A 19,744-nucleotide genomic window follows, 5' to 3' on the forward strand; every position below is an offset into this window, starting at 1 on the left:
TTAGTCAAACTCCAGTTCAACCTGCTCCGACCCTATCAACGAGCGCAGCTCGTTGAGCAGGCGATCGCTGGGCGAAATACGCCACGCCGCACCAAAGCGTAGCTTCGCCCGCGCGTCGGCTCTCTGATAGTAGAGATTCACCGGAATCGTCCCTGAGCGATGTGGCTCAAGGGACTGGCGGAGCCGGTTTAATAGCTGGTCATCAATTTGCCTGTCCGTCAGCGAGATAGCAAGTCCACGCGCGTATTTTTCGCGCGCTTCGTCAATGTCCATGACTTCGCGGGCGGTCATTTTAAGGCCGCCGCTGAAGTCATCAAAGCTGACCTGTCCGCTGACGATCAGGATACGGTCTTTCTCCAGCAGCTGCTGGTATTTATCTAACGCATCGGTAAATAACATCACTTCCAGACGGCCAGACCGATCGTCCAGAGTACAGATACCAATTCGGTTGCCGCGCTTGGTGACCATCACGCGCGCCGCTACCACCAGACCAGCGGCAACGGTAATTTTACCACGCTCGGTAGGATGCATGTCTTTCAGACGCATACCGCCTACATAACGCTCAATTTCTTTCAGATACTGATTGATCGGATGACCGGTAAGATAGAGTCCCAGCGTCTCACGCTCGCCGTCCAGCTGCACCTGCTCCGGCCACGGCGTCACGCTGGCGTAGGATTTCTCCACCTGCTCCGGCTCTTCCGCCAGCACGCCGAACATATCCGCCTGGCCAATCGCCTCCGCTTTAGCATGCTGGTCCGCCGCCTTGAGGGCGTCGCCGAGCGCGCTCATCAGCGCCGCACGGTGCGGACCGAGGCGATCGAAGGCGCCGGACATGATCAGTTTTTCCATCACGCGGCGGTTGATCTTCTTCGTGTCGGTACGCGCGCAGAGATCAAACAGCTCGCGGAAATAGCCATCCTGATTGCGCGCTTCGATAATGGCTTCGATCGGGCCTTCGCCGACGCCTTTAATCGCGCCGATGCCGTACACAATCTCACCGTCATCGTTGACGTGGAACTGATAGAGTCCAGAGTTGATGTCGGGCGGCAGCACTTTCAGGCCCATACGCCAGCACTCATCCACCAGGCCGACCACTTTCTCGGTGTTATCCATATCGGCGGTCATTACCGCCGCCATAAATTCGGCCGGATAGTGCGCCTTCAGCCACAGCGTCTGGTAAGAAACCAGCGCGTAGGCCGCCGAGTGCGATTTGTTGAAGCCGTAGCCGGCGAATTTTTCCACCAGGTCGAAGATTTTCATCGACAGCTCGCCGTCGATGCCCATGCTTTCCGCGCCGTCTTTAAACACCGAGCGCTGCTTGGCCATCTCTTCTGGTTTCTTTTTACCCATAGCGCGGCGCAGCATGTCCGCGCCGCCGAGGGTATAACCCGACAGCACCTGGGCGATCTGCATCACCTGTTCCTGATAGAGGATAATACCGTAGGTGGGTTCAAGCACCGGCTTCAGGCTTTCATGCTGCCACTGAATATCGGGGTAAGAGATAGCCTCGCGCCCGTGCTTACGGTCGATAAAGTTATCCACCATGCCCGACTGCAATGGACCTGGGCGGAACAGCGCCACCAGCGCGATCATATCTTCGAAGCAGTCCGGCTTCAGACGCTTGATCAGATCCTTCATGCCACGCGATTCAAGCTGGAATACCGCCGTGGTTTCCGCGCGCTGTAGCATATCGAAGCTTTTTTTATCATCCAGCGGAATGGCGGCAATATCGATCGGCGGCAGCCCCTGCTTTTCACGGCGCGGATTAATCATCTTCAGCGCCCAGTCGATAATGGTGAGCGTTCGCAGCCCCAGGAAGTCAAACTTCACCAGCCCGGCGTATTCCACGTCATTTTTATCGAACTGCGTAACGGGGTGGTTGCCGTTTTCGTCGCAGTAAAGCGGCGCAAAATCGGTGATCTTCGTCGGAGCGATAACCACGCCGCCGGCGTGCTTACCGGCGTTACGCGTGACGCCTTCCAGCTTGCGCGCCATATCGATCAGCGCTTTGACCTCTTCATCCGCATCATACATTTCCGGCAGCTGCGGCTCGACGGCAAAGGCTTTTTCCAGCGTCATGCCAGGATCGGGCGGGATCAGCTTGGAGATGCGATCGACGAAGCCATAGGGATGGCCCAGTACGCGCCCCACGTCGCGGATAACCGCTTTCGCCGCCATGGTGCCGAAGGTAATGATCTGGGATACCGCTTCGCGGCCATACATTTCGGCGACGTGATCGATAACCTGGTCGCGCTTCTCCATACAGAAGTCAACGTCGAAGTCGGGCATCGAAACACGTTCCGGGTTCAGGAAGCGTTCGAACAGCAGGTCAAATTCCAGCGGATCGAGATCGGTGATTTTTAGCGCATAGGCTACCAGCGACCCCGCGCCGGAACCGCGTCCCGGTCCTACCGGAATACCGTTATCTTTCGACCACTGGATAAACTCCATAACGATCAGGAAGTAGCCGGGGAAGCCCATCTGGTTGATAACGTTGAGTTCAACCTCCAGACGTTCGTCATACTCCGGCCGCTTCTGCGCGCGCACTTCGGCATCGGGAAACAGGAACTCAAGGCGCTCTTCCAGCCCTTCGCGCGACTTCATGACCAGGAAATCTTCTGTGGTCATGTCGCCGGTCGGGAACTGCGGCAGGAAGTATTCGCCGAGGCGCACCGTCACGTTGCAGCGCTTAGCAATTTCTACGCTGTTTTCCAGCGCTTCCGGGATGTCTGAAAACAGCTCACACATCTCCTCTTCGCTGCGCATATATTGCTGAGGACTGTAATTGCGGGGGCGCTTGGGATCGTCGAGCGTGTAGCCGTCGTGAATGGCCACGCGAATCTCATGGGCGTCAAAATCCTCTTCGTTGAGGAAGCAAACTTCATTGGTCGCCACCACCGGCACGCCTTCGGCAATCGCCAGCTCGACCGCCGCATGCAGATAGCTCTCTTCGTCGGCGCGACCGGTGCGTGTCAGCTCAAGATAGTAGCGATCGGGGAAGTGTTGCTGATAGAAACTCAGGCACTGCGCCACCAGCGCGCTGTTGCCGCGCAGCAGGCTGCGACCCACATCGCCGCAGCGTCCGCCGGAGAGCAGAATAAGCCCCTCGCCCAGCTCCGCCAGCCAGTCGCGATCGATAACCGGTCCGGCAATGCCGTAGCCGCGCTGGTAGGCGCGCGAAATCAGCAGCGTCAGATTCTGATAGCCCGTGTTATTCGCGGCCAGCACCGTCAGCTGCGTCAGCTCGTCGCCCATCAGCTCGCTGGCGACGTTAAAGTCCGCGCCGATAATCGGCTTGATCCCTGCCCCGTGCGCGCTGCCATAGAAGCGCACCAGCCCGCACAGGTTCATAAAGTCCGTGATAGCGATGGCTGGCATACCGAGCGCAGCCGCCTTCTTGACCAGCGGCCCGGTTTTCGCCAGGCCATCGACCATAGAGTAGTCACTGTGGACACGCAGATGTATAAAACGGGGTTCAGCCATATCAGTTTCCGGTTAAAACAGCGTCAGGCTATTACAGCGTAGCTGGCTGGCTTGCCGCCAGCACGTCAGCGTCAATCAGGGCGTTGCGCACCGGCGCAAAGCTGCGCCGGTGGTGCGGCGTCGCGCCGTGCTGCGTCAGTTTTTCCCTGTGCAGCGCGGTGGGATAGCCCTTATGCTGCGCAAAGCCATATTCAGGAAACAGCCGATCCAGCTCGGCCATTTCGCGGTCGCGCGTCACCTTGGCGATAATCGACGCGGCGCTAATCTCCGCGACCAGGCTATCGCCTTTTACCACCGCCTGCGACGGCATCGGCAGCGGCGGACAGCGGTTGCCATCGACCAGCACAAAATCCGGCGTCAGGCTCAGACCGGCCACGGCGCGCTGCATGGCCAGCATGGTGGCGTGCAGAATATTGAGCTGGTCAATTTCGGCCGGCTCAGCGCGGCCCAGACTCCACGCCAGCGCCTTCTCTTTGATTTCGTCAAAGAGTGCGAGACGGCGTTTTTCCGACAGTTTTTTTGAATCGGCCAGCCCCTTGATCGGCTGAGCCGGATCGAGGATGACCGCCGCCGTCACTACCGCGCCAACCAGCGGGCCGCGGCCCACTTCGTCAACGCCCGCAATCAGACGGGCGCTGGGATAGATAAAATCAGCCATTGGCGATCTCCAGTACGGCGTCTGCCGCCTGCTCATCGGCATTCCAGCGAATCTGCTGGTGCAGCTCGCAGAAGGTGTTCAGCAGCGCGTCGCGCTCCGGCCCGGCGTGCAGCAGCGGCTCCAGCGCCGCCGCCAGCGCCTGAGGTTCGCACTCTTGCTGCAACAGCTCTTTGACCAGCTCACGCCCCGCCAGCAGGTTCGGCAGAGAAACATAGGGCGTCTTTACCAGCCGCTTCGCCAGCCAGAAGGTTGAGGGCTTCATACGATAGCCGACCACCATCGGGCATTTTGCCAGCATGCACTCCAGCGCGGCGGTTCCGGATGCCAGGATTGCGGCGTCGCTCGCAATCATAGCCTCGCGGCCTTTGCCGTCCAGCAGATGCATCGGCAGCTCAGGGGCAATCTCGGCTTTGATCTGTTCAAACTGCGCGCGACGCTTTGCATTAACCAGCGGCACCACAATCTCCAGCGCCGGATAGCGCACGCGCAGCAGCTGCGCCGCACGCAAAAAGTCGGCGCTAAGCATCTCGACTTCCGCATGGCGGCTGCCGGGCAACAGCGCAAGACAGAGCGCCTCTTCGGCAATGCCCAGCGTGCGGCGCGCGGCCTGCTTGTCAGGCTGAAGCGGCATCGCATCGGCCATGGTGTGACCGATAAAACGGCACGGCACGTTGAAGCGATCGTAAAAGGCTTTTTCAAACGGCAAAAAGGCCAGCACCAGGTTAGTGTTGCGGCCGATTTTAAACACGCGTTTTTGCCGCCATGCCCAGACAGACGGGCTGACGTAATGAATGGTGCGAATGCCGTTGCGCTTTAGCCGTCCTTCCAGCGTGATGTTGAAGTCGGGCGCGTCGATACCGACAAAGACGTCCGGCTTCAGCTCGGTAAAGCGCTGCGTCAGATCGCGGCCGATTTTCATCAGGCGCGGCAGACGGCCGAGCACCTCTACAATGCCCATCACCGCCAGCTCTTCCATCTCATACCACACTTCGCAGCCTTCGGCCTGCATGCGCGGACCGGCTACGCCGACGAAGCGGGCGTCGGGATGACGCGCTTTAAGCGCGCGGATAAGACCTGCGCCAAGAATATCGCCGGAGGTTTCTCCGGCGACCAGGGCTATCGTAAGGGGACGCTCTGACATGAATTACCGAATCAACCCTCGCGTGGAGCGAGCAAAGAAGTCATAAAACGGCTGCACTTCGCTGTACTGCTTCGCCAGCGCTTCGATCTCCGGCTTGGCTTCTTCCAGCGTTTTGTTGCTGCGATACAGCACTTTATAGGCGTTGCGAATAGCATGCAGCGCCTCTTTGCTGAATCCGCGACGCTTCAGGCCTTCGATGTTGATACCGAACGGCGTTGCGTGGTTGCCCTGCGCAATCACGTACGGCGGCACATCCTGCGCCACGCCTGAACAACCACCGACCATCACATGCGCGCCGATTGTGCACCACTGATGCACCGCCGTCATGCCGCCGATAATCGCGAAGTCGTCCACGGTAACGTGGCCGCCCAGCGTGGCGTTGTTCGCGAAGATGCAGCGGTTGCCGATAACGCAGTCGTGCGCGATATGGGCATTGACCATCAGCAGGTTATCGCTACCGATAGTGGTGACGCCGCCGCCCTGCACGGTGCCACGGTGAATGGTCACGCTTTCGCGGATGCGGTTGCGATCGCCCACTTCAACGCGCGTGGGTTCACCCGCGTATTTAAGATCCTGGTTCACTTCGCCAATCGAGGCGAACTGATAGATCTGGTTATCTTTCCCGATGCGCGTGTGGCCATTAATGACCACATGTGACTTCAGGACGGTTCCCTCGCCGATTTCCACATGCGCGCCGATAAAGCAAAACGGGCCGATGTGAACATTGGGACCAATAATGGCCCCTTCTTCGATCACGGAACTGGGATGGATGGTGGCGGTTGGATCAATCACAGATTATGCCTCCCGGCTACGGGCACACATCATGGTCGCTTCACAGACAATCTTGCCGTCAACGGTAGCAACGCCTTTAAAGCGCGTCAAACCGCGGCGGGTTTTCTCGAAAGTCACTTCCATGATCATTTGATCGCCCGGTACGACCGGACGTTTGAAACGGGCTTCGTCGATGCCGGCGAAATAGTAAAGCTCGCCCGGCTCCAGTTTGCCCACGCTTTTAAACGCCAGGATACCGGTAGCCTGCGCCATCGCTTCGAGGATCAGAACGCCAGGGAAAATCGGTTTACCAGGGAAATGTCCCTGGAAAAACGGTTCGTTAACAGAGACGTTCTTAACCGCGCGCAGATATTTGTGCTCTTCGAATTCCAGCACGCGATCAACCAGCAAAAACGGGTAACGGTGCGGCAGCAGCTCTAAAATTTCTTCAATTTTCAGAGTATGAGTTTCAGTAGTCAAAATACTCTTCCTGTCCTAAAAATCTGATGACATCAATAACACGGCCTGCACGGATCGGTAGAATCCGTCGCAGGCCGAAATCGGTTCAATGGTGCCTGGCTTTCCTGCTTAGCAGTTATTATTAGCAAGCCGGTCGCATGTGGGATGGCGTTTAGTCGTCTTTGCCGACCTTGCGCTCGATGGCTTTTAAGCGTTTGCTCATGTCATCGATATTCATCACCAGCGCTGCGGTTTTGCGCCAGGTTTTATTGGGTTGTAGTGGAATGCCCGACGAGTATACCCCAGGCTCTGTGATAGGACGCATAACCATGCCCATGCCGGTAACCGTCACCTTGTCACAGATCTCCATATGGCCGTTAATGACGCTGGCGCCGCCAATCATACAGTAACGTCCAATTTTCAAACTACCCGCCATGATCACACCACCCGCCACCGCAGTATTGTCGCCAATAACTACGTTGTGTGCGATTTGACACTGGTTGTCTATGATAACACCATTGCCGATCAGAGTGTTATCCAGCGCACCACGATCGATGGTGGTGCAGGCACCGATTTCTACGCGATCGCCGATAATAACAGCGCCAAGCTGGGGAATTTTCACCCAATTCCCGCGATCGTTGGCGTAGCCGAAACCGTCAGCGCCGATAACGGTTCCTGACTGAATCAGACAATCCTGACCAATTTCAATTTCGTGATAAACGGTCACGTTGGCCCAGAGACGGCTGTTGTTGCCGATGCGCGTCTTTTTGCCGACGAAACAGCCCGCGCCGATAACGACGTTATCCCCCAGCACCACGTCGGATTCAATGACCGCGTTGGCTCCGACGGAAACGTTTTGTCCCAGCTTCGCGCTGGCGTCGATCACCGCGCTGGGCGCAATGTTCTGAGCGGGCTGCGGCGTCGTATCCAGTAGCTGAGCCATGCGCGCATAGGTCAGATAGGGATTTTTGACGACCAGGGCGGCCGAATGGCACCACGCCAGATCCGCTTCCGTCAGCACCACGGCCGATGCCTGGCACTGGCCGAGCTGCTCGCGGTAGCGGCTGTTGCTTAGAAATGTGATTTGGCCGGTTTGGGCGGATTGCATAGAAGCAATGCCGGAGATGGCGATATCGCCATCTCCGTGCAATTCTGCATCCAACTGCTGGGCTAAATCAGCCAGTCGAATTGATGACATCGATTATTTAACCTGTTTCAGCACGTCAGCAGTGATGTCTTTCGCGTTTGCCGCGTAAGCGACTGCGTTCGCGTCGATGACCACGTCATAACCTTCGTCGTTCGCCACTTTCTTCACGGCGTCCTGAATGCGGCTCAGCAGCTTGTTACGCTCTTCCATCTGACGACGGCGATTGTCCTGCTCAAAAGCCTGCGCTTTTGAAGAGAAGGCTTCGCGCTGAGACATCACGTCTTTCTCCATGCGGCTGCGCTCGCTGGCCTTCATGGTAGAACCGTCACGCTGCAGGCGCTGCATTTTGGTTTGCAGGTCGCGTTCCTGAGTCTGCAACTCGGTTGCACGGCCCTTGAACTCGTTTTCCAGCTGTTTAGCAACGGTCGCACGTTGCGGTAACTGCTGGAAAATGCTGGACACGTTTACCACTGCGATTTTGTCAGCAGCCTGAGCGCCTGCGGAAACAGCTAAAGCAAGACCCAGTCCTGCGGCACACAACAACTTTTTCACTATAAACTCCTTACCATCAACGTTTGTGTCAGCGACACAGTGTTTGCTACGAGCCGCAACGGTTGCCGCGGCTCGACAGCAAGACTTCTGCTTACGCTTCCTTGCTCAGAACCTTACCAGGTTTTACCAATGTTAAACTGGAACTGTTCTGATTTATCCCCTTCAATTTTCTTAACCGGCTGCGCATAGGAGAAGACCAGCGGACCCAGCGGAGACATCCACTGCAATGCAATACCGGATGAAACGCGGATATTGTTTGGATCGCTGTAGTCCGGGATGCCGGCGGCACGGGTCTCATCCGTATTCTGCCACTTGGTATCCCACACCGTACCCGCATCCACGAACAGCGACGTACGCACTGAGTTGGCATACTTCTCGCTCAGGAACGGCGTCGGCGTAATCAGCTCCAGGCTGGCCACCGCCATGGCGTTGCCGCCCACGGCGTCGCTCGACTTACAGACGCCGTTCGGATCGGACAGCGTACAGGTTGAAGAGCCATCATTCAGGTAAGCGGCTTTTGGACCAATGGTATTGGAACGGAAGCCGCGCACCGTGCTGGAGCCGCCCGCATAGAAGTTCTCATAGAACGGCATCTCTTTGCCGCCAAGCCCATCGCCGTAACCCACGCGGCCGCGTCCCAACAGCACCCAGGTGCGATCCTGATTAAGCGGCACGTACTGCTGCGTATCCAGCGTCGCTTTATAGAAGCTGTTGTCCGAACCCGGAATGGTCACTTTGCCGTTCAGGTTGGTACGGTTACCCGACGTCGGGAAGAAACCGCGGTCCAGCGTGTTATAGGTCCAGCCGTAGTTAAAGGTGAAGTCATCCGCAGAGAAGTCGCCTTTATCGTTTAGCTCCTGCGGCTTGCCGACGGAGTCGAGATAGCGCCACATGGCGATCTGCGGCTGCATGTTAGAGAGGTCGTTGTGCACATAGCCCAGACCCACACGCAGCGTGTTGTTCTCATTAACCGGGAAGCCCAGCGTGCCGTCTACGCCATAACTTTTGTTGGTGTAGTCCGACAGATCCGCATCATCCGCCTTAAAGTCGTTGTAGAACACACGACCGCCGAGGCTCACGCCGTCGACCGTAAAGTACGGATCGGTAAGCGAGAATTCCGCGTAGGTTTGATAGTCGTTCTTGGTGCCGCTGAGGCTTACGGTGTTACCGGTGCCCAGCCAGTTATCCTGGGTGACGCCGACCTGGAAGCTGACGCCGCTTTCGGTGCCGTAGCCGACGCCGAAGTTAAAGGTACCGGTGTTACGCTCTTTAACCTTGTAAACCACGTCGACCTGGTCCGGCGATCCCGGCACGCGCTGGGTATCGACATCGACAGTTTCAAAGTAGCCGGTGCGGTTCAGGCGCTCTTTACCCTGATCGACCAGGTCGCTGCCCAGCCATGCGCCTTCCATCTGACGCATCTCGCGGCGCAGCACGGAATCTTTCGAGGTATCGTTACCTTCAAAGCGCACTTTGCGCACGTAGTAGCGGTTGCCCGCATCCACGTTGATATGCAGCTTCACCGTTTTATCGGCGTCGTTGATTTCCGGCTGCGTCATTACGCGCGGATAGGCGTAGCCATAGCGGCCCAGCAGCTTTTTAATATCATCTTCCATCTGGGTGACTTTGGTGCCGTTGTACAGCTCGCCCGATGGAATTTGCGTCAGATGTTCGATCTCTGCCGAGTGGCCGGCCATGCTGCCGTTAACGATAACGCCGGCGATTTTGTACTGGTCGCCTTCGGTGATGTTAACGGTGATGTAGATCCCTTTTTTGTCCGGCGTCAGGCTGACCTGCGTCGAATCGATGTTGAAGCGCGCATAACCGCGATCGAGATAGAAGCTGCGCAGGGTTTCAAGGTCGCCAGCCAGTTTCTGCTTCTGATATTTACGGTCCCCTACCACGTTCCACCACGGCACTTCGTCACGCAGCTGGAAGCGCGAGATCAGCTCATCAGAGCTAAAGGCCTTGTTGCCGACGATGTTGATCTGCTGAATTTTGGCGGATACGCCTTCAGTAAACACCAGCTTCAGATCGACGCGGTTGCGCGGCAGCGGCGTGACCACAGCCTTCACGTTGGCGGTGTATTTGCCCACGCTGTAATAGAAGTCCTCCAGCCCTTTCTCGATCGAAGAGAGCGTGGTGCGGTCCAGCGCTTCGCCTACGCGCACGCCGGAGGCCTCAAGGTTCTGCTTGAGCTGCTCCTCTTTCACCGCTTTGTTGCCGGTAAAGGTAATGCTGGCAATGGTAGGACGTTCTTTAACCTGAACAATCAGCGTGGTTCCGTCGCGCAGGACCTGCACATCTTCAAAGTTGCCGGTGGCAAACAGTGAACGAATGGTGTTTTTGACGTCTTCGTCATTCACCGTATCGCCAACTCGTACCGGCATGCTCAGCAGAGCCGCGCCGACGGCGACTCGCTGTAGCCCTTCGAAATGAATATCCTTCACCACGAAATCGTCTGCACCGTAAACGGTGGCGCTGCTAAACAGCAGCGACGCTATGAGCAACTTTTTCATCGCCATCGTTATTATGCGTTTTCCTAACACATCCCGCGTCTGTCTGCGTTCCAGCGATTACAGACGTGAGAAATCATTGAAAAGTGCAAGCCCCATTAACAACACCAGCAGGATTGAGCCAATGCGATAACTGAAGTCCTGAACTCGCTCGGACACCGGTCCTCCTTTGATCTTTTCGATCGCCAGGAAGAGCAAATGCCCACCATCTAACACCGGCAGTGGGAAGAGGTTGATGATTCCGAGATTGACGCTAATCAACGCCAGAAACATCAGGTAGTAAATCAACCCGTATTCCGCCGATAACCCCGCACCCTGCGCAATCGAAATTGGCCCGCTCAGGTTATTCAGCTTCACATCTCCGGTAATTAACTTGCCCAGCATGGAGACCGTTAGCTTCATCAGTTGCCAGGTTTTCGCACTGGCCTCACCGATAGCGTCAAACGGCCCATACTGTTTTACCGTTTTATAGGCGTCTGGTAGTGGGATCACACGCGGAATTACCCCGGCGAACCCTTCTGCCTTCGCGCCTGGCCTGGCTTCCGGCGTTAAGTTCAGCTGTACTGACTGCCCGCCGCGTTCAATCTCCAGAGCCATACTTTTGCCAGGATTATCCCGCACCTGCGCAACAAAAGCCTGCCATTGCGTTAACGGCTGACCATCGACTTTAACGATCCTGTCGCCTGCTTGCAAACCGGCGACGCTCGCCGGGGAGTTTGCCTGAACCTCCGCCAGCGTGGTTTCGATTTGCGGGCCGCGCGGTCGAATGCCCAGCGCCACAACCGGATCTTCTTTGTCTGGCTCGAACTGCCAGTTGCGCAGATCCACCTGTTTCTGCTGCGTCGCCTCTTCGCCGAAGCGCGAGACGGTCAGCACCGCATGGGCGTCACCGATTTTGCCGATCAGCGCCATACGCACGGCATCCCAGTCAGGCGTTTCGATACCATCAACCGCTTTAAGTTCCATGCCGCTGGCAATTTGCGCTTCCGCCGCCACCGAACCGTCCACAATTTCGCCAACTACCGGGCGTACGCCAGGCACGCCGTGCATAAAAACGACCCAGTAGGCAAAGACGGCGAAAATGAAATTGGCGACAGGACCGGCGGCGATAATCGACGCGCGCTGCCAGATAGCCTTGTTGTTGAAGGCCTGATAACGAAGCTCCGCGGGCACGCTTTCTACCCGCTCATCGAGCATTTTGACGTAGCCGCCCAGGGGGATAAGCGCGATAACGTATTCGGTGCCCTGGCGGTCGCGACGCTGCCAGAGCGCTTTGCCGAAGCCAATAGAGAAGCGTTCAACCCGAACGCCGCAGCGGCGCGCCACCCAAAAATGACCGAACTCGTGTACGGTAATCAGCACGCCGAGAGCGATAATAAAGGCGACAAAACTCCACAGTATACTCAACATCTACGCCTGTCCTCAGAGAGTGCGGAACACCAGCAGCAGCAAGCAGGCGAAAACCGGCACCGCCGCCGTCAGGCTGTCGATGCGATCGAGAATACCGCCGTGGCCTGGGATCAGGTTGCCGCTGTCTTTGATGCCCGCTTCACGTTTGAACATGCTCTCTGTTAAATCGCCCAGCACGGAGGCGAGCGTCGCCAGCACGGCGCAGACGATCAGCGTACCGGCGGACACGCTCAGCGGCGCGAAACTGGCGAACAACCAGGCAAGCAGCGCAGACGAGAGCAGACCACCAAGAAAGCCTTCCCAGGTTTTGCCGGGCGATACTTTCGGCGCCAGCTTATGTTTGCCGAACAGCTTGCCGAACATGTAGGCGCCGGAATCCGCTCCCCATACCAGGAACATGACAAACAGCAGCCACCATGAACCGGCATAGTGGTCGCTGTCATAGTGATACTGACGCAGCGCCATCATGCCCCAGAAGAACGGGATCAGCGTAAGAATACCGAACAGCAGGCGCAAGGGACGCGAGTTGCGCCACAAAGCGGCCGATGCCGGATAGGAGAGAACCAGAAGCAGCGCCACGATCCACCAGGCGAGCGACGCCCACAGCGAGGTCGCTACCTGCGGCAAATGCACATCGCGCTGATAAGGAGGGAGAGTAAACAGCATGGCCGCCAGCAGCAGCCCGCACAGCACGGAGAGCCAGATGCGCTGTTGACGCGACGCCATACCCGCAAGCTGCCCCCATTCCCAGGCGGCGAGCATGCAGATGATAATGGTCGTAATCGCAAAACCAACAGGCGGTAACCAGAAAAGCGCAGCAATCACCAGCGGAATGAGAATAAGCGCGGTAATCAGACGAGACTTCAGCAAAGGTTACCCCCTGTTTGCTCAGGTGCCGCCTGGTGCAGCGCCGCCATAGCGACGCTCGCGCAGAGAGAATGCATTCAGTGCACCTTCAAAAACGTGTTCATCAAAATCAGGCCAGAGAACATCGGTAAAATAAAACTCAGCATAGGCGATTTGCCACAGCAGGAAGTTGCTAATCCGATGCTCTCCCCCGGTCCTTATCACTAAATCCACTGGAGCCAGCTCCTGCATGCACAGATGCGCAGACAGGTTCTCCTCGGTGATCTGGTCAGGACGCAGCAAACCTTCCTGAACCTGCTCCGCGAGTTTTTTAACTCCCTGGATAATATCCCAACGTCCGCCATAGTTCGCGGCAATATTGAGAGTCAGTCCAGTATTTTGCTGAGTCAGTTCCTCGGCGCGACGAATACGCTCCTGAATACGGTTACTGAAACGGCTCACGTCGCCAATGATACGCAGGCGAACGTTGTGTTTGTGCAGGCTCTTTACTTCACTGTCGAGCGCCCAGACAAACAGTTCCATCAGCGCCGTGACCTCCTGAGCCGGTCGGCTCCAGTTTTCACTGCTGAAAGCATAGAGCGTCAGCGCCTCAAGATTATTGCTGACGGCAAAGCTAACGGAACGGCGTACGGCTTTTACGCCCGCTTTATGGCCGGAAATACGCAACTTTCCCTGATTTTTAGCCCAACGGCCATTGCCATCCATAATAATAGCGACGTGACGTGGGCCTGTTCCCTGCTGGTCATCGGTGTTGTTGTGATGGTTGGACGACATAACGCGTAATTAATTCCTGTTGTCAGAAATGCTGTGGTTTCTGAATACATTGCGCCCGGTACTCTCCCGCCCAAAAGGGGCGAGGCGCATCTAAAGCGATGCCATACCCGGAAACGCGAGCCAGCGACTATACCATTATCGCCACAGGCGAACAAATAGCGGCGCGCGTTAACGCGAGGTCGCGAAACGCGGCAGCATCGCCGTGGCGCTGGCGCGTGCCGAGCGGTCGATCTCCAGCACCGCCTCTACGGTATCCGGCTCCGAAAACGCCTGCGCCGCCAGCACCTCGCTATTCAGCGCGGCGATGTCGGTAAAGCGAATCTGGTTGTCCAGAAAGGCCGCTACTGCGACCTCATTGGCCGCATTGAGCGTGGTGGTCGCCGCCTGTCCGGCTTCGCAGGCCTCTATCGCCAGCTTCAGGCAGGGATAGCGCGCAAAGTCGGGTTCAGCAAACGTCAGCGCAGCCATACGCGTGAAGTCCAGCGGCGTTACGCCAGCCGGAATACGCGCGGGCCAGGCCATGCAGTGTGCGATAGGGGTTCGCATATCCGGCGAACCGAGCTGAGCCAGCACGCTGCCGTCGCAATAGCGCACCATGGAGTGGATCATCGACTGCGGATGCAAGATCACCTCCATTTGCGCGGCGCTGGCGTTAAATAACCAGCGGGCTTCAATGTATTCGAGACCTTTATTCATCATGGTGGCCGAATCAACGGAGATTTTACGCCCCATCGACCAGTTCGGATGCGCGCAGGCCTGCTCTGGCGACATTGTCGTCAAATCAGCCAGCGGCGTGTCACGAAAAGGACCACCCGATCCCGTAAGGATAATGGACTCAATGCCATTTTCTCGCAGGTCAGCGTATCCTAACTGATGCTGGATGGAAGCGGGCAAACTCTGAAAAATCGCATTGTGCTCGCTGTCGACGGGCAACAGCTGGGCCTGATGGTGGCGCACCGCCTCCATAAACAAACGGCCGCAGGTGACAAGCGATTCTTTATTGGCAAGCAGCACGCTTTTTCCGGCGCGGATGGCCGCCAGCGTCGGCAGCAGACCCGATGCGCCGACAATCGCCGCCATAACCTGATCGACCTCATCGAGCGCGGCCAGCTCGCACGCGGCCTGAACGCCGGAGAGCACTTCGGTGGCGACATTGAGTGCTTTCAGTCGTTCACGCAGCGCCTGCGCAGAGACCTCATCCGCCATTGCCGCATAGCGCGGCTGGAAAGCCTGACACTGCTCTGCCATCAGCGCGACATTCTGTCCGGCAACCAGTGCGGTAATTTGGTAAAGCTCAGGATTGGCGCGTACCACTGCCAGCGTACTGGTGCCAATTGAACCGGTGGATCCCAGCAACGTTAATCGCTTCATTTAGCTGTCCCTGTGAAGGCGTCGAACCTGTTTGCTCAGATGGAAGGCATAATGTAAAACGCCGCCAGAGCGCATTCGCAATGAATCCTGCTCTGAACGGCGTTTTATACCCGACCACGCCGGGTATAGACGAAACTGACGGAATCAGAACTCCATCAGCTCCTTCTCTTTTTCAGCCAGTGCCGCATCAACGTTTTTGATGCGCGCATCGGTCATTTTCTGGATCTCGTCCTGGGTGCGACGCTCGTCGTCTTCGCTGATCTCTTTGTCTTTCAGCAAGGCTTTGATCTTGTCGTTGGCGTCACGGCGCACGTTGCGCACGGAGACACGACCCTGCTCGGCTTCGCCGCGCACAACCTTGATCAGATCTTTACGACGCTCTTCGGTCAGCGCAGGCAGCGGAACACGGATGTCGCTACCGGCTGAGTTCGGGTTGAGGCCGAGGTCAGAAGCCATGATGGCTTTTTCCACTGCCGGGCCCATTGAGCGGTCGAACACGTTGATTTTCAGCGTGCGTGAGTCTTCGACAGTAACAGAAGCCAGCTGACGCAGCGGCGTCGGCGTGCCGTAGTATTCGACCACGATACCGTCGAGCAGTGAAGGAGAAGCACGACCGGTGCGCACTTTGCTGATGGTGTTTTTGAACGCTTCGACGCATTTGTCCATGCGCGTTTCAGCATCTTTTTTGATGTCGTTAATCACGTTGAAACCCTTGGATTCGGTTTGACCTGGCCATTCCGGCGATGCCGGAAGCGGTATCGCTGTTAAGCGATCATCCTGATGGTGCGCGGTGGCGTTCACCGCGCCGACAGAATATACCTTATTTTATCTTGCGTCGGGTATTAATGCGTAATCAGGGTGCCTTCTTTTTCACCCATAACCACACGACGCAGCGCGCCAGGTTTGTTCATATTAAATACGCGGATCGGCAGCTGGTGGTCACGCGCCAGCGTGAAGGCCGCCAGATCCATTACTTTCAGCTCTTTTTCCAGCACTTCGGCGTAAGAGAGCTGATCGTACAGCGTCGCATCCGGGTTTTTCACCGGATCGGCTGAGTAGACGCCATCGACTTTGGTCGCTTTCAGCACCACGTCGGCTTCGATTTCGATGCCGCGCAGGCAGGCTGCCGAATCGGTGGTAAAGAACGGGTTGCCGGTGCCGGCAGAGAAAATCACAACGCGGTTGTTGCGCAGCAGGCTGATGGCTTCGGCCCAGCTGTAGTTGTCGCACACGCCGTTGAGCGGGATAGCCGACATCAGGCGCGCGTTCACATAGGCGCGGTGCAGCGCATCGCGCATCGCCAGACCGTTCATTACGGTGGCCAGCATGCCCATATGGTCGCCGACGACGCGGTTCATACCCGCCTGCGCCAGGCCTGCGCCACGGAACAGATTGCCGCCGCCAATAACTACACCCACCTGAATGCCCAGCTCGACCAGTTCTTTCACCTCTTGCGCCATGCGGTCAAGCACGCTCGCGTCGATACCAAAACCTTCGGCACCTTGCAGTGCTTCGCCACTCAGTTTCAGCAGGATACGTTGATATACAGGTTTTGCGTTGGTCGCCATGGTCGGTTCTTCCTGGAAGAGTTGAAAAGGAGAAATTAAATCTGATCGATCATCCGCTTAGCAGGTGCAAATTACTATTGGGATGAGACTGAAAAGTATCTGCTTTGCTTAGCAGACAAAAAAGAACCGCCTGCTGGCGGTTCTTTTTACAGCATTAAGACTGTTTGGACATTGCTGCTACTTCAGCAGCGAAGTCGCTTTCAACTTTCTCGATGCCTTCGCCCACTTCAAAGCGGATGAAGTTGATGACGTCAGCGCCTTTCTCTTTCAGCGCCTGGCCAACAGTTTTGCTCGGATCGATGACGAAAGCCTGACCGGTCAGAGAGACTTCGCCGGTGAATTTCTTCATGCGGCCTTCAACCATCTTCTCTGCGATCTCTTTCGGCTTGCCAGACTGCATCGCGATGTCCAGCTGTACCTGGTACTCTTTCTCTACGACTTCAGCAGAAACGTCTTCCGGCTTAACGAACTCCGGCTTGCTGGCGGCAACGTGCATAGCGATCTGCTTGATCAGCTCTTCGTCAGCGCCTTTCGCGGAGATCAGTACGCCGATACGCGCGCCGTGCAGGTAAGAACCCAGCTGCTCGCCTTCCAGTACAGAGATACGACGGATGTTGATGTTCTCGCCGATTTTCGCAACCAGCGCCACGCGCTCTTCTTCGAATTTCGCTTTCAGCGCTTCAACGTCGGTGATGCGCTCAGCGGTCGCCGCGTCCAGAACTTTGTCAGCGAACGCCTGGAAACCGGCATCTTTCGCAACGAAGTCGGTCTGGCAGTTAACTTCCAGGATCACGCCGTAGTTGCCGTCGATTTTGGTTTTGATCACGCCGTCAGCAGCCACGTTGCCTGCTTTTTTCGCCGCTTTGATCGCGCCGGACTTACGCATGTTCTCAATCGCCAGCTCGATGTCGCCGTTCGCTTCAGTCAGCGCTTTTTTGCAGTCCATCATGCCCGCGCCAGTACGCTCGCGCAGTTCTTTTACCAGTGCAGCGGTAATTTCAGCCATTCCAGAATCCTCGGTTCGTACCCCTGTGCTCACGCACCAGGGCACCTGTTGCGGAAAAATTACTCTGTCCCGCCCGCCTGAAAGGAGGCGTGACAGACGGAGATAAAATAAAGGGGCCAAGACTGGCCCCTTAACAGATTACATCTGATGTCTAAGGGCTCTTTAGCAGAGCGAACCTTATTAAGCGTTTTCTAAAGACGCTTCTTCAGCCTGCTCAGCCAGGTCCTGTGAACGGCCTTCGCGCACGGTAGTGGCGACAGCAGTCAGGTACAGGCTAACGGCACGGATTGCATCGTCGTTACCAGGGATAACGAAGTCAACGCCGTCTGGATCAGAGTTGGTATCAACGATAGCAAATACCGGAATACCCAGGTTGTTTGCTTCTTTGATTGCGATGTGCTCGTGATCGGCATCGATAACGAACAGCGCATCCGGCAGACCGCCCATGTCTTTGATACCGCCCAGGCTGTTTTCCAGCTTGGCCAGTTCGCGACCGCGCATCAGCGCTTCTTTCTTGGTCAGTTTGTCGAAGGTACCGTCCTGAGACTGAGTCTCAAGATCTTTCAGACGTTTGATAGACTGACGAACGGTTTTCCAGTTGGTCAGCATACCACCCAGCCAGCGGTGGTTTACGAAGAACTGGTCGCAGCTCAGTGCAGACTCTTTTACCGCTTCGCTGGCAGCGCGCTTGGTACCGACGAACAGGATCTTGCCTTTACGGGAAGAGATTTTGCTCAGCTCAGCCAGGGCTTCGTTGAACATCGGTACAGTCTTCTCAAGGTTGATGATGTGAACTTTGTTACGCGCACCGAAGATGAACGGCTTCATTTTCGGGTTCCAGTAACGGGTCTGGTGACCGAAGTGAACACCAGCCTTGAGCATGTCGCGCATGGAAACAGTTGCCATGATTACCTCTAAATGTAGATTGGGGTTGGGCCTCCATGTATCCCATGCAACCGACCTCTTTCGAGGCACCCCGGCGCATGTGTCGATACATGTGTGTTTTAGTACACAAAGTGAGATTAATGCGTTTCCTGTCGACCCTGACGGCCTGACAAGGAATCGTCGGCGCGCTTTATACCACAACCTGGCCGTTGAAGCCAGAATTTGTTCAGGACGAAGCCGCGCAGCGCGAACTGTTTGGCAGCCAATTTTTCGGCTGCTAACATGACAGCACATCGTTCATTATTGCCGAAATTTTCGGCAACTGCGGATTAATTTAATGGCAATTTCAATTAAGACCCCTGAAGAAATCGAAAAAATGCGCGTCGCTGGCCGACTGGCCGCCGAGGTGCTGGAGATGATCGCCCCGCACGTTAAACCTGGCGTGACTACCGGCGAACTGGATCGCCTCTGCCACGATTACATCACCAACGAGCAGCAGGCGATCTCCGCCTGTCTTGGCTACCACGGTTTCCCGAAATCGGTCTGCATCTCGGTCAACGAGGTGGTGTGTCACGGTATTCCCAGCGACGAGCGCGTGCTGAAGGATGGCGACATCATCAATATCGACGTCACCGTGATCAAAGATGAGTACCACGGCGATACGTCAAAAATGTTTATCGTGGGTAAGCCGACCATTCAGGGCGAGCGTCTGTGCCATATCACTCAGGAGAGCCTCTATCTGGCGCTGCGCCTGGTGAAACCCGGCATTCGCCTGCGCGAACTGGGCCGCGCCATTCAGAAATACGTGGAGTCTCATGACTTCTCCGTGGTGCGCGAATATTGCGGTCACGGCATCGGCAAAGGCTTCCATGAAGAGCCGCAGGTGCTGCACTATGACGCAGACGACGGCGGCGTAGTGCTGCAAGCGGGCATGACCTTTACCGTAGAGCCAATGGTCAACGCGGGCGACTACCGCATCCGCACCATGAAAGACGGCTGGACGGTAAAAACCAAAGATCGCAGCTTGTCCGCGCAGTACGAGCATACTATTGTGGTGACCGATAACGGCTGTGAAATTCTGACCCTGCGTAAAGACGACACCATCGATGCGGTGCTGGTCAACGAAGGGTAATCGT

The 19,744-nt window shown here is 56.6% G+C and carries 17 protein-coding genes; 1 reads left to right on the forward strand and 16 read right to left on the reverse strand.

Going from position 1 to position 19,744, the window contains the following annotated elements; translation table 11 throughout:
* The 16 genes from dnaE to rpsB form a co-directional block, all read right to left on the reverse strand.
* Positions 1–3,483 (reverse strand): DNA polymerase III subunit alpha, encoded by a 3,483-nt coding sequence (dnaE, locus tag BBB56_RS00080; protein ID WP_123797916.1) that lies wholly within the window; start codon positions 3,481–3,483, stop codon positions 1–3.
* A gap of 31 nt (positions 3,484–3,514) precedes the next feature.
* Positions 3,515–4,141, reverse strand: coding sequence for a ribonuclease HII (gene rnhB / locus BBB56_RS00085; RefSeq protein ID WP_123797917.1), 627 nt, complete (start codon positions 4,139–4,141; stop codon positions 3,515–3,517).
* A complete protein-coding gene (lpxB, locus tag BBB56_RS00090; protein WP_123797918.1) occupies positions 4,134–5,282 on the reverse strand; it encodes a lipid-A-disaccharide synthase in 1,149 nt (382 codons plus the stop codon). Before lpxB ends, rnhB begins: the two co-directional genes overlap by 8 nt.
* Positions 5,283–5,285: 3 nt before the next feature.
* Complete coding sequence (gene lpxA, locus BBB56_RS00095; protein ID WP_123797919.1) at positions 5,286–6,074, reverse strand: acyl-ACP--UDP-N-acetylglucosamine O-acyltransferase; 789 nt, start codon at positions 6,072–6,074, stop codon at positions 5,286–5,288.
* Positions 6,075–6,077: 3 nt separating this feature from the next.
* Positions 6,078–6,533, reverse strand: coding sequence for a 3-hydroxyacyl-ACP dehydratase FabZ (fabZ, locus tag BBB56_RS00100; RefSeq protein WP_013507953.1), 456 nt, complete (start codon positions 6,531–6,533; stop codon positions 6,078–6,080).
* Positions 6,534–6,684: 151 nt separating this feature from the next.
* Positions 6,685–7,710 (reverse strand): UDP-3-O-(3-hydroxymyristoyl)glucosamine N-acyltransferase, encoded by a 1,026-nt coding sequence (lpxD, locus tag BBB56_RS00105; RefSeq protein ID WP_123797920.1) that lies wholly within the window; start codon positions 7,708–7,710, stop codon positions 6,685–6,687.
* A 3-nt stretch (positions 7,711–7,713) separates the two neighbouring features.
* A complete protein-coding gene (skp, locus tag BBB56_RS00110; protein ID WP_123797921.1) occupies positions 7,714–8,211 on the reverse strand; it encodes a molecular chaperone Skp in 498 nt (165 codons plus the stop codon).
* Between the two features lie 113 nt (positions 8,212–8,324).
* Positions 8,325–10,736: an outer membrane protein assembly factor BamA gene (gene bamA, locus BBB56_RS00115; RefSeq protein WP_123797922.1), complete on the reverse strand. Its 2,412-nt coding sequence runs from the start codon at positions 10,734–10,736 to the stop codon at positions 8,325–8,327.
* Positions 10,737–10,787: 51 nt separating this feature from the next.
* A complete protein-coding gene (gene rseP / locus BBB56_RS00120; RefSeq protein WP_123797923.1) occupies positions 10,788–12,137 on the reverse strand; it encodes a sigma E protease regulator RseP in 1,350 nt (449 codons plus the stop codon).
* A gap of 12 nt (positions 12,138–12,149) precedes the next feature.
* On the reverse strand, positions 12,150–13,007 hold the full coding sequence (gene cdsA, locus BBB56_RS00125; RefSeq protein WP_123797924.1) for a phosphatidate cytidylyltransferase: 858 nt from the start codon (positions 13,005–13,007) through the stop codon (positions 12,150–12,152).
* Between the two features lie 18 nt (positions 13,008–13,025).
* Positions 13,026–13,778, reverse strand: coding sequence for a (2E,6E)-farnesyl-diphosphate-specific ditrans,polycis-undecaprenyl-diphosphate synthase (ispU, locus tag BBB56_RS00130; protein WP_123797925.1), 753 nt, complete (start codon positions 13,776–13,778; stop codon positions 13,026–13,028).
* A 168-nt stretch (positions 13,779–13,946) separates the two neighbouring features.
* Positions 13,947–15,149: a 1-deoxy-D-xylulose-5-phosphate reductoisomerase gene (ispC, locus tag BBB56_RS00135; protein ID WP_123797926.1), complete on the reverse strand. Its 1,203-nt coding sequence runs from the start codon at positions 15,147–15,149 to the stop codon at positions 13,947–13,949.
* Between the two features lie 144 nt (positions 15,150–15,293).
* Positions 15,294–15,851 carry a ribosome recycling factor gene (gene frr / locus BBB56_RS00140; RefSeq protein ID WP_123797927.1) on the reverse strand — a complete coding sequence of 186 codons (558 nt, stop codon included), beginning with the start codon at positions 15,849–15,851 and terminating at the stop codon, positions 15,294–15,296.
* Between the two features lie 140 nt (positions 15,852–15,991).
* On the reverse strand, positions 15,992–16,717 hold the full coding sequence (pyrH, locus tag BBB56_RS00145; RefSeq protein WP_033793563.1) for a UMP kinase: 726 nt from the start codon (positions 16,715–16,717) through the stop codon (positions 15,992–15,994).
* A 154-nt stretch (positions 16,718–16,871) separates the two neighbouring features.
* Positions 16,872–17,723: a translation elongation factor Ts gene (gene tsf / locus BBB56_RS00150; RefSeq protein WP_123797928.1), complete on the reverse strand. Its 852-nt coding sequence runs from the start codon at positions 17,721–17,723 to the stop codon at positions 16,872–16,874.
* A 180-nt stretch (positions 17,724–17,903) separates the two neighbouring features.
* Positions 17,904–18,629 (reverse strand): 30S ribosomal protein S2, encoded by a 726-nt coding sequence (gene rpsB / locus BBB56_RS00155; protein ID WP_148085437.1) that lies wholly within the window; start codon positions 18,627–18,629, stop codon positions 17,904–17,906.
* Between the two features lie 316 nt (positions 18,630–18,945).
* On the opposite strand from rpsB, the gene map reads away from it, so the two are divergent.
* Complete coding sequence (gene map / locus BBB56_RS00160) at positions 18,946–19,740, forward strand: type I methionyl aminopeptidase (protein ID WP_123797929.1); 795 nt, start codon at positions 18,946–18,948, stop codon at positions 19,738–19,740.
* The last annotated feature ends 4 nt before the right edge of the window (positions 19,741–19,744 follow it).

It is taken from the genome of Candidatus Pantoea deserta (assembly GCF_003813865.1).
Lineage (GTDB): Bacteria > Pseudomonadota > Gammaproteobacteria > Enterobacterales > Enterobacteriaceae > Pantoea > Pantoea deserta.

What these genes read in the sequence shown, in the direction of transcription:
- rpsB (WP_148085437.1), bottom strand. Translation starts at nt 18,629, where the DNA reads ATGGCAACTGTTTCCATGCGCGACATGCTCAAGGCTGGTGTTCACTTC.
- bamA (WP_123797922.1), bottom strand. Translation starts at nt 10,736, where the DNA reads ATGGCGATGAAAAAGTTGCTCATAGCGTCGCTGCTGTTTAGCAGCGCC.
- ispU (WP_123797925.1), bottom strand. Translation starts at nt 13,778, where the DNA reads ATGTCGTCCAACCATCACAACAACACCGATGACCAGCAGGGAACAGGC.
- rseP (WP_123797923.1), bottom strand. Translation starts at nt 12,137, where the DNA reads ATGTTGAGTATACTGTGGAGTTTTGTCGCCTTTATTATCGCTCTCGGC.
- map (WP_123797929.1), top strand. Translation starts at nt 18,946, where the DNA reads ATGGCAATTTCAATTAAGACCCCTGAAGAAATCGAAAAAATGCGCGTC.
- ispC (WP_123797926.1), bottom strand. Translation starts at nt 15,149, where the DNA reads ATGAAGCGATTAACGTTGCTGGGATCCACCGGTTCAATTGGCACCAGT.
- pyrH (WP_033793563.1), bottom strand. Translation starts at nt 16,717, where the DNA reads ATGGCGACCAACGCAAAACCTGTATATCAACGTATCCTGCTGAAACTG.
- tsf (WP_123797928.1), bottom strand. Translation starts at nt 17,723, where the DNA reads ATGGCTGAAATTACCGCTGCACTGGTAAAAGAACTGCGCGAGCGTACT.
- dnaE (WP_123797916.1), bottom strand. Translation starts at nt 3,483, where the DNA reads ATGGCTGAACCCCGTTTTATACATCTGCGTGTCCACAGTGACTACTCT.
- lpxB (WP_123797918.1), bottom strand. Translation starts at nt 5,282, where the DNA reads ATGTCAGAGCGTCCCCTTACGATAGCCCTGGTCGCCGGAGAAACCTCC.
- rnhB (WP_123797917.1), bottom strand. Translation starts at nt 4,141, where the DNA reads ATGGCTGATTTTATCTATCCCAGCGCCCGTCTGATTGCGGGCGTTGAC.
- lpxD (WP_123797920.1), bottom strand. Translation starts at nt 7,710, where the DNA reads ATGTCATCAATTCGACTGGCTGATTTAGCCCAGCAGTTGGATGCAGAA.